This is a genomic window from Derxia gummosa DSM 723 (assembly GCF_000482785.1).
In the GTDB taxonomy this organism is placed as follows: Bacteria; Pseudomonadota; Gammaproteobacteria; order Burkholderiales; family Burkholderiaceae_E; genus Derxia; species Derxia gummosa.
In genome coordinates, this window is sequence record NZ_KI519499.1 from 309134 (window position 1) to 321664 (window position 12531).

Annotated in this window: 12 protein-coding genes; 1 reads left to right on the forward strand and 11 read right to left on the reverse strand. The window is 68.5% G+C overall.

The window, feature by feature from the left end:
- Nucleotides 1-77 precede the first annotated feature (77 nt).
- The 4 genes from H566_RS26315 to H566_RS26320 all read right to left on the reverse strand — a co-directional run bounded on the left by H566_RS26315 (nucleotide 78) and on the right by H566_RS26320 (nucleotide 4139).
- Nucleotides 78-284 carry a DUF1328 domain-containing protein gene (locus H566_RS26315; RefSeq protein WP_034412236.1) on the reverse strand — a complete coding sequence of 69 codons (207 nt, stop codon included), beginning with the start codon at nucleotides 282-284 and terminating at the stop codon, nucleotides 78-80.
- Between the two features lie 180 nt (nucleotides 285-464).
- Complete coding sequence (locus H566_RS0118800) at nucleotides 465-1328, reverse strand: 2OG-Fe(II) oxygenase (RefSeq protein ID WP_028312652.1); 864 nt, start codon at nucleotides 1326-1328, stop codon at nucleotides 465-467.
- 37 nt (nucleotides 1329-1365) lie between these two features.
- Complete coding sequence (locus tag H566_RS0118805) at nucleotides 1366-2577, reverse strand: O-succinylhomoserine sulfhydrylase (RefSeq protein ID WP_051378992.1); 1212 nt, start codon at nucleotides 2575-2577, stop codon at nucleotides 1366-1368.
- Nucleotides 2578-2918: 341 nt separating this feature from the next.
- On the reverse strand, nucleotides 2919-4139 hold the full coding sequence (locus tag H566_RS26320; RefSeq protein ID WP_051378993.1) for a multidrug effflux MFS transporter: 1221 nt from the start codon (nucleotides 4137-4139) through the stop codon (nucleotides 2919-2921).
- 144 nt (nucleotides 4140-4283) lie between these two features.
- On the opposite strand from H566_RS26320, the gene H566_RS26325 reads away from it, so the two are divergent.
- Nucleotides 4284-4799 carry a flavin reductase family protein gene (locus tag H566_RS26325; RefSeq protein ID WP_034412238.1) on the forward strand — a complete coding sequence of 172 codons (516 nt, stop codon included), beginning with the start codon at nucleotides 4284-4286 and terminating at the stop codon, nucleotides 4797-4799.
- Between the two features lie 201 nt (nucleotides 4800-5000).
- On the opposite strand, the gene purF is transcribed toward H566_RS26325, so the two are convergent.
- The 7 genes from purF to trpB all read right to left on the reverse strand — a co-directional run bounded on the left by purF (nucleotide 5001) and on the right by trpB (nucleotide 12464).
- A complete protein-coding gene (gene purF, locus H566_RS0118820; RefSeq protein WP_028312654.1) occupies nucleotides 5001-6524 on the reverse strand; it encodes an amidophosphoribosyltransferase in 1524 nt (507 codons plus the stop codon).
- Between the two features lie 17 nt (nucleotides 6525-6541).
- Complete coding sequence (locus H566_RS0118825; RefSeq protein WP_028312655.1) at nucleotides 6542-7027, reverse strand: CvpA family protein; 486 nt, start codon at nucleotides 7025-7027, stop codon at nucleotides 6542-6544.
- Nucleotides 7028-7052: 25 nt separating this feature from the next.
- On the reverse strand, nucleotides 7053-7979 hold the full coding sequence (locus H566_RS0118830; RefSeq protein WP_051378994.1) for an SPOR domain-containing protein: 927 nt from the start codon (nucleotides 7977-7979) through the stop codon (nucleotides 7053-7055).
- Between the two features lie 195 nt (nucleotides 7980-8174).
- Entirely contained in the window at nucleotides 8175-9512 is a 1338-nt protein-coding gene (folC, locus tag H566_RS0118835; RefSeq protein ID WP_028312657.1) for a bifunctional tetrahydrofolate synthase/dihydrofolate synthase, read from the reverse strand.
- Between the two features lie 10 nt (nucleotides 9513-9522).
- Nucleotides 9523-10398 (reverse strand): acetyl-CoA carboxylase, carboxyltransferase subunit beta, encoded by an 876-nt coding sequence (gene accD / locus H566_RS0118840; protein WP_028312658.1) that lies wholly within the window; start codon nucleotides 10396-10398, stop codon nucleotides 9523-9525.
- On the reverse strand, nucleotides 10395-11213 hold the full coding sequence (gene trpA, locus H566_RS0118845) for a tryptophan synthase subunit alpha (RefSeq protein ID WP_028312659.1): 819 nt from the start codon (nucleotides 11211-11213) through the stop codon (nucleotides 10395-10397). Before trpA ends, accD begins: the two co-directional genes overlap by 4 nt.
- A gap of 3 nt (nucleotides 11214-11216) precedes the next feature.
- Nucleotides 11217-12464, reverse strand: coding sequence for a tryptophan synthase subunit beta (gene trpB, locus H566_RS26330; RefSeq protein WP_051378995.1), 1248 nt, complete (start codon nucleotides 12462-12464; stop codon nucleotides 11217-11219).
- Nucleotides 12465-12531 lie beyond the last annotated feature (67 nt).

Consider the following 12531-nt stretch of genomic DNA (forward strand, 5'->3'; position numbering starts at 1 on the left):
GTTCCACTTCTTTCCGGCCGCTGGAAATGACAAGGCCCGCTCCGGCGGGCCTTGTCATGCGAAGAGGCTGGGACGGCTCAGTGCCGCTCGGTCACGGCCGGCAGCGGCTTGGGCCGCGCGAAGGCCGTGGGCGTCATCGCCATCACGAAGCACACCGCGAACGAGACCAGCGAGGCAAAGCACAGCAACCGTGCCGGCGTCGCGGCCTCGGCAGCCACGGTGCCAAAGCCGAAGACGCCACTTGCCAGCGCCAGCGCCGCGAACATCACCGCCAGTTTCAGCATGGGTTTCTCCTTGTGTTCGACCGGGAGGCCCGGTCCGGGAAACTGAACCCTAACCGGCCAGCCCGCCGCGCCCTGTAGGAGATCGGCGCCCCGTCTTGTGGGACAGGCCGGGAGCGCTTCACCGGCGGCCCGACGACGCCGTGAACCGCGCGGGCCGGTTGCGGACCGCGCGCCGTCCGCTCAGACGTAGGCCCGCTCGCGGATCCACTTGGTCGCGATCCACTTCTCGCCCTTGCCCACCGGCGCGCCGCCGTGCAGCGTGCGCGGATCGACGTTCTCGGCGTCGTCCAGGCTTTCGAAGTACAGCGCACAGCCCTTGCGCGGCTTCACTTCCAGCCCGATCGACGGGAACACGGTCGCGCCGCCGGCCTCGACTTCGTTGAGATACATGATCAGCGTCGCGACGCGCTGGCCGCCGCGCTCCAGCTGGCGCCGGCCGCCGGCCTCGTTGACGTTGAAGTAGTCGAAATGCGGCGAGTACTCGGCGCCGACGCCGTAGCGCAGGATCTGCATCGGCTCCTGCTGTCGGGGCTCGAAGCCGAACATCTGCTCGATGCGCGCCTCGATGCTCGATACCAGCGGGTTCTCGGCGTGGTTGAAGTAGGTGCCTTCGGAAGTGCGTGCCGCGTCGGGCACGAAGTCGCCGGTGCCCGGATCGACCACCAGCGAGGGCTTGATCTTGCTGCGCGACAGCTCGACCAGCCGGTCGCATTCGTCGGCGGTGAGGAAGTCTCCGAACATGACCGTGCGCGGCGCGGCGAGGGCGAACATCACCTGCACCTCGCGCTCCCCGACGACGAGCGTGTTGGGCGCCTGGGCCGCGCCCTCGCCCATCATCGAGAAGGCGCCGTCGTCGGCGGTGCTGCCTTCATCGACGACGGCCTCACCGCCGGCCGCGCCGCGCACGACGCGCTCGGCATAGGGGCGCGGATGGCCCGACTTGACCATCGCGTCGATCAGCGACGCGGCGGTGCAGCCGCGCGCGATCTGGCTGTCGAGCCAGCTCTTGAGTTCATGGGATACGGCGAGTGTCTGGGCCGACATTCAGGGTCTCCTCTGGTCGGTGGATTCGGGTGGCGCCTCAGTCCGTCATGCCACGGGCGAGGTCACGGCAAAGGTCTTCCGGGCTCTCCAGGCCCACCGCGAGGCGGATCATGCCTTCGGTGATGCCGGCGGCCGCGCGCACTTCGGGCGCGACGCGGCCATGCGTGGTGGTGGCCGGATGGGTGATCGTGGTGCGCGTGTCGCCGAGGTTGGCGGTGATCGACACGAGCCGCGTGTTGTCGATGACGCGCCAGGCGTTGGTGCGCTGCTGCTCGGGCGTCTCGCCGCGCAGCTCGAAGCTCAGCACCGCGCCGCCGGTCTTCTGCTGGCGCTTGGCGAGCTCGTGTTGCGGATGCGATTCGAGGCCGGGATAGATCACGCGCTTGACCTGCGGCTGGGCTTCGAGCCAGCGCGCGACGGCCAGCGCGTTCTCGCTCTGGCGCTCCATGCGGATGGCGAGCGTCTCCAGTCCCTTGAGCAGCACCCAGGCGTTGAACGGCGACAGCGTCGGGCCGGCCGTGCGCAGGAAGGGCAGCATCTGATCCTTGATGAAAGCCTTGCTGCCGACGATCGCGCCGCCGAGCACGCGGCCCTGGCCGTCGATGTACTTGGTGGCCGAATGGATGACGACGTCGGCGCCCAGCTTGAGCGGCTGTTGCAGCGCCGGCGTGCAGAAGCAGTTGTCCACCACGAGCAGCGCGCCGGCGTCCTTCGCCACCGAGGCGAGCGCGGGGATGTCGGCCAGTTCCATCATCGGGTTGGACGGCGTCTCGACGTAGAACAGCTTGGTCTCGGGCCTGACGGCGGCGCGCCAGGCGGCCGGATCGGCGGGCGACACGTAGCTGGTCGTGATGCCGAACTTCGACAGGATGTTGTTGAACAACTGGACCGTGGAGCCGAACAGGCCCGTGGACGCGACCACATGGTCGCCCGCCTTCAGCACGCCCATGCAGCAGGTGAGGATGGCGCTCATGCCCGAGGCGGTGGCGAGCGCGGCCTCGGCGCCTTCGAGCGCGGCGAGGCGCTGCTCGAACATCGTCACCGTGGGGTTGGTGAAGCGCGAATAGACGTTGCCCTCGACCTTGTTGGAGAAGCGGTCGGCGGCCTCGGCGGCGCTGCCGAACACATAGGACGAGGTGAGGAACATGGCCTCGGCATGCTCGCCGAAGCCGCTGCGGGCGGTGCCGGCACGCACCGCGAGGGTTTCGATGGCCCAGTCGTCCTGCGACGGGAAATCCTGGTCTTGCATTGTCGTTGTCCTGAAAAAACGAAACCCCGCCGGGGCTTCGCGCCAGAGCGGGGTCGGACCGGATTCGGTGTCGCCGCGCTTTAGCTGGATTTGTTGGTGGGCCGATCGGCCCGCCCGCGCCCGCAAGCTGACAGTTCAAATCGGCGCTCGGGCCGGATTAGACCCGCCGCGTTCCGGCAGCGTCAAGTCGCGCGGGAATGGCAAGCGGGGCTTGCCCTCGAAGCGGCGGCGGCGGCCCGGCGCTCCGCCTGCGGCGCACTGCGGAGGGTCGGTGGGCTGCCCGCCGCCCGGTCGGGCAAGGCCGATCGGCAGGCCCGCCGGCATGAGCGGGAGCCGAGCATTCAGCCGCCCGCGCGCCCCGGCTCGGCGACCGGCGCCGACGGCGCGCCATAGCCCCGGCTCGCAATCCACGCCAGCAGCGCGAAACCCGCCATCGCGCCGCCCATCGAGCCCGGATGCTCGGGCAGCAGCCCGACCAGCGCGCCGGCGACCACCGCGCCGAGCGATTGCGTCACGCCCAGCACCGATGACGCCGCGCCAGCCTGGGCGCCGAAGGGCGCCATCGCGATCACCGTGATGTTGGGCATGACCATGCCGACCACCGCGATCACGCAGAACAGCGGGATGGCCGTCGCCAGCAGATGCTGCCGGAGCAGCGTCGTGCCCGCGAACAGCGCCAGCCCGGCCAGCGCCTGGACGCTCACGGCCGCGCGCATCACGCGCATCGGGCCGTGGCGCCCGACGAGCCGCGCGTTCAGCCGCGCGCCCGCGACGAAGCCGATCGAGTTGAGCGCGAACATCCACGAGTAGTGCTGCGGACTCAGCCCGAAATGGTCGATGAACACGAAGGGCGACGAGGACAGATAGCTGAACACCGAGCCGAACTCGACCGCGACCGCGAAGGCCGACAGGGCCAGCACCGGATGCGGCAGCACGCGCACGAGGCCGAGCAGCGAATGCCCGATCGACTCGGCGCGACGGTTCTCGGCATGCGTCTCGGCGAGGCCGAGGTGCACCGCGATCGCGGCCGCGAGTCCGAAGGCCGCCATCAGCCCGAACATCGCGCGCCAGCTCGCGAGCGCCAGCAGTCCGCCGCCGACGATGGGTCCGAGGATGGGCGCGAGGCCGGTGGTGAGCATCATCAGCGCCATGAAATGCGCCGCCTCGGCGCCGGTATAACGGTCGCGCACGACGGCGCGCGCCACCACCATGCCGGCCGCGCCGCCCGCCGCCTGGAGCGCGCGCAGCACGATCAGCGCATCGACCGCGCCCGCAAGCGCGCAGCCGAGCGAGGCGAGCGCATAGAGCAGCAGGCCGAACATCAGCGGCCGACGCCGGCCGTAGCGGTCGGACAGCGGCCCGTAGATGAGCTGACCCGCCGCCATCCCCGCGAAGAAGGCGACCAGCGTGTGCTGCACGGCCGCATTGCTCGCGCCCAGTTCGGTCGCGATGCCCGGCAGCGCGGGCAGGTACATGTCGGTGGACAGCGGCGCGACGGCCGAGATGCCGCCGAGCAACATGGCCAGCTTGGCGCGGGCCTTGGGGGTGAGTGCGGCAGACATGCCGATGCGTCCTCTCGCGCGGACCTCGACGGCCGGCGCTGCAAAAAAGCCTCGATCATCGCACCGCCGCAAACCTCGGCCGCAGGCACGACAACAGCGGTCACAATGCGGCGCAGATCCACTCCTCTTTCCGGGAAGACAGACATGGCAGTCGCATCCGATGCCTACAAGGCAGGCATGCGCCGGCTCGCAGCCGGCGTCACCCTCATCACCACGCCCGGCGCGGCCGGCCCGTCGGGACTCACGGCAACGGCCGTGTGCTCGGTCTCGGCCGATCCGCCGATCCTGCTGTGCTGCATCAACCGCGCGAACGCGAGCTATGCGGCCGTGCTCGAAGCCGGTGTGTTCGCGGTCAACGTGCTGAGCACGGCCGACCGGGCGCTGTCCGACCGCTTCGCCGGCCGGCTCACGCCCGAGGAAAAGTTCGCCGAGGGCCGCTGGGCCGCGCTGGAAACCGGCGCTCCGGTGCTCGCGAGCGCCCTCGCCGCCTTCGACTGCCGCGTGGTGCAAGCGGTGGACGCCGGCACGCATGCGGTCATCTTCGGCGAGGTGCAGGCGGTGACGGTCGCCGACAACCCCGAGATCCACGGCCTGCTGTACGCGGATGGCGGCTACGGCCGTTTCGCGACGCCAGCGGACGACATCGATCAGGGGTTCTGATCGATCACGGCGCGCCGTGACCGGCGCTGCTGGCTGATCCGCGCGTGACAGGGCGCGGGATCGGTGCGGTGGGGCAACGAAAAACGGCGCGGGCCGGTGGCACCGCGCCGTTTTCGCTTTTGCCGGGCTTGCGCCGGGCCGGTGCCTCGCGGGACCGGCACGGCCGCCGCGGGCGGCAACCTTCTTGCGGGTCGCCCCGCGTCAGTCCGGCGACGCCAGGCTCAGGTTGAGCTGCGACTTGCCCGGGATGTCGTGCGTGGCCGACTTGCCGGCGACGCGCGCGGCTTCGAGCGCGTCGAGGTAGGCGGGCGAAACGTCGCCGGTGATGTAGTGGCCGTCGAAGCAGCTCGCCTCGAAGTTCTGGATGTGGGAACCCAGGTCGCGCACCGACTGCTTCATCGCCGCGATGTCCTGATAGACGAGGCCGTCGGCCTCGATCATGCGCATGATTTCCTCGTCCGAACGGCCGTGGGCGATCAGCTCGCCGCGCGTGGGCATGTCGATGCCGTACACGTTCGGGAAGCGCACCGGCGGTGCGGCCGAGGCGAAGATCACCTTCTTCGCGCCAGCATCGCGGGCCATGTTGACGATCTCGCGGCTGGTCGTGCCGCGCACGATCGAGTCATCGACCAGCAGCACGTTCTTGCCCTTGAACTCGGTCGGCAGCGCCGAAAGCTTCTGACGCACGCTCTTCTTGCGCACCGCCTGACCCGGCATGATGAAGGTGCGTCCGACATACCGGTTCTTGAAGAACCCCTCGCGGAAATCGATGCCGAGCTTCATCGCGAGCTGCATCGCGGCCGGGCGCGAAGTGTCGGGGATGGGCATCACCACATCGATGTCGCCGGTCGAGAACTCGCGCTTCACCTTCTCGGCGAGGTATTCGCCCATGCGCAGGCGCGCGCCGTACACGCTCACGCCGTCGATGATCGAGTCGGGGCGCGCGAAGTACACGTACTCGAAGATGCAGGGATTGAGCGACGGCTTGTCGGCGCACTGGTAGCTGTGGAAGCTCCCGTCGGCGCCGATGAAGATCGCCTCACCCGGCGCCACGTCCCGCACGAACCTGAAGCCCATGCCCTCCAGCACCACCGACTCGCTCGCGACGAGGAATTCGGGGCCATCGGGCGTTTCGTTCACGCCATAGCACAGCGGACGGATGCCGTAGGGATCGCGGAACGCGAGGATGCCGGTGTTCGCGATGTGCGCCACGCAGGCATAGGCGCCGCGCACCCGGCGATGCAGGCCGGCCACCGCCTTGAAGATCGTGGCCGGATCAAGCGTGAAGGAGCTAGTCGCTTCCTGCAGCTCGTGCGCCAGCACGTTGAGCAGCACTTCGCTGTCGCTGCTCGTGTTGATGTGGCGCCGGTCGCGCTTGAACATGTCCTCCATCAGCTCGGCGGCATTCGTGAGATTGCCGTTGTGGCCGAGCGTGATGCCGAAGGGCGCGTTCACGTAGAACGGCTGAGCCTCCTCTGGATCGGCGGACGAACCCGCCGTCGGATAGCGCACATGGCCGATGCCGATGTTGCCGACGAGGTTGCGCATGTTGCGCGTGCGGAAGATCTCGCGGACAAGTCCGTTGCCCTTCCACATGTTGAAGCTGTTGGTCGAGCCCGTCGCGATGCCGGCGGCATCCTGACCGCGATGCTGGAGCAGCATCAGCGAGTCATAGAGCATCTGGTTGACAGGCGTGCGGGCAACGAGGCCGACGATTCCACACATGGCTATTCCCCGGAAAACTAGACCTGCCAGATCGGCGCCGCATCGTCGGGAACGACGTCGCGGAACCAGCCCAGCACGGTCATCACATATGGCAGAAGCACTGACCCGGTCCACGCCGCCGACCCGGAGACAGGCGTGTGACCGAGCACGAAAATCATGACTGCAACCACGAGCAGGCCGCGCAGAAGGCCGAACCCGAAGCCGAGCAGGCGATCGACCGGCCCCAGCCCGGCCGCCTTGAGCGCGCCGGCGAGCAGACGGCCGAGCAGTGAGGTCGCGATCATCACGCCGACGAAGATCACCAGTCCGCCGATCAGCAGGCGAACTCCGGGATTCCAGTCGGCGGGCAGCCAGCCGGCGATGCTGGTCCCGGCGATCAGCACGGCCACGATGGCGGCGATCCAGCCGAGCAGCGCGAACAGCTCGCGCACCAGTCCACGCCACACACCGATCACCGCCGACAGGCAGAGCGCGCCGGCGATGAGCCAGTCGATCGAGGTCATGCCGGCAGCCGGCGCGGGCCGATCATCACTGCGAGAGGACGGCCGCTTCGCCGATGCCGGCGCCGGCTGCCTTCTGACGCACGGAATCGGCGGCATCGCGCGAGGTGAACGGGCCTGCGCGCAGGCGGATGCGCGGCCCGCTCGCGGTATTGATAGTCTCGGTATAGGTGCTGACGCCGGCTGCGCGCAGGCGCGCCTGGAGTTCCTGCACCTTGCCCTCGGTGGCAAAGGCACCCATCTGCACGAGGAAGCGACCCGGTGTCTCATGAGCGGCGGCCGGCGCGGCGGCGACCGGCTTGCCTTCGAGCAGCGCGAGCGCGCGGGCACCGTCGGTCTTGGTGTCGGCGGGCTTCGTATCGGCGGGCTTGGAGTCCGGCTTGGGCTCGGGGCGGGGTTCGGACTTGATCTCCGGCTTTGGCTCGGGCTTGACCTCGGGCTTTGGTTCCGGCTTGACCTCGGGCTTGGGCGCCGGCTTCGGCGGCTCGGCGCTACGCACGGGTTCAATGGTGCGGACCGACTCGGCCGCCGGACGGACCGGATCGACGCGCGGCGCGACCGGTTTGGATGATTCGACGGGATGGGCTTCCGGCGGATGCTGCGCGGTCTGGGTCGAGATCACCGCCTCACGACTCGCGGGCGGCACGACGACCGTCGGCGCGGGCGTGACGGCAACGGACGGCGTCGTACTGACGGGCGCGGGCTGGGTTGCGTTGGCCGGAGTCTCGACCGTTGGCTGGGACGTGCCGGCGACGCCGGGTTCGGGCTGCGCCGCAGGCGTTGCGGCGGTCAGCGTCGGCATGGCCTGGGGATCGCGTACGACCTCGATCGGCATGTCCGGCGCGACCGGACGCTTGCCCGACTGCACGAGCATCGGCAGCCCGATGAAGGCGATCACGACGAGGACGATCGCGCCGATGAGCCTGCGCCGCGCCTTGCGCCGCAGGTCGAGCAAGGCATCGGCACTGCTGGCGCGGCCCGAGGCGCGACGAGGTGCAGGCCGTGAAGGGCGGGAATCGGAACGACCGAAGCTGAACAATCCCATGCGGTGGAGCGCGGAGGAGACGGGGAGAAGGCGACGCCAGCGCGCCGATCCGGCCAACCGCTGTCGATCTGGAAGAACCCGAGGCTGCGTGCGGTACCGGGAAGGTCAGCGCGAACGCGACGCCAGATCCATCACGCCGCCGACAGTCAGGAAGGAACCAAAGACCAAAATTCTATCACCCTCACCTGCGCCACCCCGGGCGGCGACCCAGGCGGCGGCCGGCGTGGCATGGACGGTGATCGAATGCTCCTTGTCTTCCGGGAAGCCCTCGGCGCGCAGCAAGGCCGCAATGTCCTCCGCCGCGGCGCTGCGCTCGGACGGCAGTGTCGCCAGATGCCAGTGATCGACGCGGTCCTTCAGCCGGCGCAACACGCCCGGGATGTCCTTGTCGCGCATGCAGCCGAACACCGCGTGGGTGTAGGGATGAAAGGCCATGTGGTCGAGGTTGTCGGCCAGCGCGGCGGCGGCGTGCGGGTTGTGCGCGACATCAAGCACAACCGTCGGCTTGCCCGGCAGTACCTGGAAGCGCCCGGGCAGCTCGACCGTCGCAAAGCCGGTACGGATGTCCTGGTTGCTGACCGGCAGCACGGGACGCAAGGCTTCGAGCGCCGCAAGCGCGCCCGAAGCATTGAGCAGCTGGTTGGCGCCGCGCAGCGCCGGATAGGCCAGCCCCGCCACCTTGCCCGAGCGTCCGCCCCAAGACCATTGCTGCCAGTCGGTCGCGCCGCGCTGGCCCGCATAGTTGAAGTCGCGCGCGAACAGGCGCAGGTCGGCGTCGATCTCGCGCGCGTAGTCGATGAGGCTTTCCGGCGGCACCGGGTCGGAGCAGATCGCCGGTCGGCCGGTGCGGAAGATGTGGGCCTTCTCCAGGCCGATCTTCTCGCGCGTGTCGCCGAGCCAGTCGGCGTGGTCGATGTCGATGCTCGTGACGATCGAGCAGTCGGCGTCGAGCACGTTCATCGCATCAAGACGGCCGCCGAGGCCGATCTCGAAAATCGCCGCGTCCAGCTTCGCGTGCTGGAACAGACGCATGATGGCCAGCCCCGTGAACTCGAAATAGGTGAGCGCCGCTGCCGCCTCGCCGTCGCGCGCCGCGACCCGCTCGCGCGCCGCCTCCACCGCCTCGAAATGCTCCACCAGCGCCTCGTCGGCTGCCTGCTCGCCGTTCACGCGCGCGCGCTCGTTGAAGCGCACTAGATGCGGCGAGGTGTGCAGGCCGACGCGGTAGCCGGCCTGCAGCAGGATGCTTTCGAGGAAGGCGCAGGTGCTGCCCTTGCCGTTGGTGCCGCCGACGAGAATGACCGGGCATGCGAAGGCAATGCCCAGTTCATCCTTCACGCGGCGGATGCGGTCGAGGCCGAGTTCGATCTGCTGTTGCGGACGCTGGGCTTCGAGCCAGTCCAGCCAGTCGGCCAGGAGGCGGGAGGTGGGTGCTGCGGACATCGGGACTTCTTTACGCGACGGCTTCGATCGGCTGGTTCTGCAGCAGCGCCAGCAGCTTGGCGATTTCCTCTCGCATTTCGCGACGGTCGACGATCATGTCGATCGCTCCCTTCTCGAGCAGGAACTCGGCGCGCTGGAAGCCTTCGGGCAGCTTCTCGCGCACGGTCTGCTCGATCACGCGCGGGCCGGCAAAGCCGATCAGCGCCTTGGGCTCGGCGATGACCACATCCCCCATGAACGCGAAGCTCGCCGAGACGCCACCCATGGTCGGGTCGGTCAGCACGCTGATGAAGGGCAGCTTCTTGTGCGCGAGCATGTTGATGCCGGTGGTCGTCTTGGCCATCTGCATGAGCGACAGCAGGCCTTCCTGCATGCGCGCGCCGCCGGTGGCGGTGATGCAGATGAAGGGCAGCTTCTGTTCCAGCGCGGTCTGCACGCCACGCGCGAAACGCTCGCCCACGACCGAACCCATCGAACCGCCCATGAACTCGAACTCAAAGGCGGCCACGACGACCGGGATGGTCATGATCGCGCCGCCCATCACCACCAGCGCGTCGGTCTCGCCGGTATCTGTCATCGCCTCCTGCAGTCGCTGCGGATACTTCTTGCTGTCGACGAACTTGAGGCTGTCGACCGGCAGCACTTCCTGGCCAATCTCGTAGCGGCCCTCGGCGTCGAGCAGCGCGTCGAGGCGCGCGCGCGAGCGGATGCGCATGTGGTGGTCGCACTTCGGACAGACCTGGAGGTTCTGGTCGAGGTCGGTGCGGTACAGCACAGCCTCGCAGCTCGGACACTTCAGCCAGAGCCCTTCCGGCATCCGCGTGCGGATCGTGGTGTCGGTGGAGCGCTGAATGCGCGGCGGGAGAAGCTTGTCGATCCAGCTCATGCGGCAGCCTTCGTGAAAGGTTGGTCGATGGCGACGCGAATCTCGGTCAGGAGGCGTTCGACCGCCTCCACCGCCTGCTCCGCCGGGGTGTTTTCGAGTTCCTGGATGATGCGGCTGCCGATGACGACCGCATCCGCCACTTCAGCCACGGCGCGCGCGGTGGCGGCGTTGCTGATGCCGAAGCCCACGCCGACCGGAATGTCGGCATGCGCCTTGATCTGCGGCAGCCGCGCCGCGACGCTCGACACGTCGAGATGGCCGGCGCCCGTGATGCCCTTGAGGCTCACGTAGTAGATGTAGCCCGAGGCATGGCTCGCGACCGTCGCGATGCGCGCGTCGGTGGACGTGGGCGCGAGCAGGAAGATCGGATCGATACCGGCCTCGCGCATCACGAGCGCGAAGTCCTCGCATTCCTCGGGCGGGTAGTCGACGACGAGCACGCCGTCCACGCCCGCGTCCTTCGCGGCGGCGGCGAACTCGGCCTTGCCCATGCATTCGATCGGGTTCGCGTAGCCCATGAGCACCACGGGCGTGACCTGGTCCTGCACGCGGAAGGCCTTGGCCATGTGCAGCACCTGACGCAGGCCGACGCCGTTGGCGATCGCGCGCTCGGTCGCGCGCTGGATCGTCGGGCCGTCGGCCATCGGATCGCTGAAGGGCACGCCCAACTCGATCACGTCGGCGCCGGCGCGCGCAAGCGCGTGCATGAGCGGCACCGTGATGCCCGGCGTCGGATCACCGGCGCAGATGTAGGGGATGAGGCCCTTGCGGCCCTGCTCCGCGAGTTGCGCGAAGCGTTGCTTGATGCGCGACATCAGTCAGGCGTCCTTGTTGAAAGCGGCTGTCGCCTCGCGGCAGCTCGCGCGGCAGAAGAATTCCATGCCGCTGCGTTCGGCGACGGTGTGAATGTCCTTGTCGCCGCGGCCCGAGAGATTAACGAGGAGCACCTTGTCCTTGGACAGCGTCGGCGCGAGCTTGGCCGCGTAGGCGATCGCATGGCTCGATTCGAGCGCCGGGATGATGCCCTCGATGCGGCACAGGTCATGGAAAGCCTTGAGCGCTTCGTCATCGGTGGCGCCCACGTACTCGGCGCGGCCGCTGTCCTTGAGCCAGGCGTGTTCCGGGCCGACGCCCGGATAGTCGAGGCCGGCGCTGACCGAATGCGTCTCGGTGATCTGACCGTTCTCGTCCTGAAGCAGATAGGTGCGGTTGCCATGCAGCACGCCCGGCTTGCCGAGTTGCAGCGACGCTGCATGGCGCATCGTCGTGAGGCCGTCGCCGGCCGCTTCCACGCCCACGAGCTTCACGTTCTCGCGCGGGATGTAGTCGTAGAAGATGCCCATGGCGTTGCTGCCGCCGCCGACGCAGGCGATCACGTAGTCCGGATCGCGACCGATCATCTCGGGCATCTGCACCAGGCATTCCTTGCCGACGACCGAGTTGAAGTCGCGGACCATCATCGGGTACGGGTGCGGGCCGGCCACCGTGCCGATGATGTAGAAGGTGTTCTCGATGTTCGTGACCCAGTCGCGCATCGCCTCGTTGAGCGCGTCCTTCAGCGTCTTGCTGCCGCTTTCCACCGGCACGACCTTCGCGCCGAGCAGCTTCATGCGGTACACGTTGGCCGACTGGCGACCGACGTCCTCGCTGCCCATGTACACCACGCATTCCATGCCGTAGCGCGCCGCGACCGTCGCGCTCGCCACGCCATGCTGGCCGGCGCCGGTCTCGGCGATGACGCGCGGCTTGCCCATGCGCTTGGCCAGCAGCGCCTGGCCGATGGTGTTGTTGACCTTGTGCGCGCCGGTGTGGTTGAGGTCTTCGCGCTTGAGATAGATCTGCGCGCCGCCGAGCAGCTCACTCAGGCGCTTCGCGTGATAGATCGGACTCGGCCGGCCGACGAAATGCTTCAGTTCGTTCTTGAACTCGGCGATGAACTCGGGATCGTTCTGGTAGCGCGCGTACGCCTGCTTGAGCTCGTCGAGCGCATGCATGAGCGTCTCGGCGACGAAGGTGCCGCCGTAGGGGCCGAAGTGGCCGCGCTCGTCGGGATAGTTGTAGGCCATCGTGGGAAGACTCGGTTGGGGTGACTGCAAATGCCGGCGCACGGGTGGCCGGTGTCGGCTTCGACCA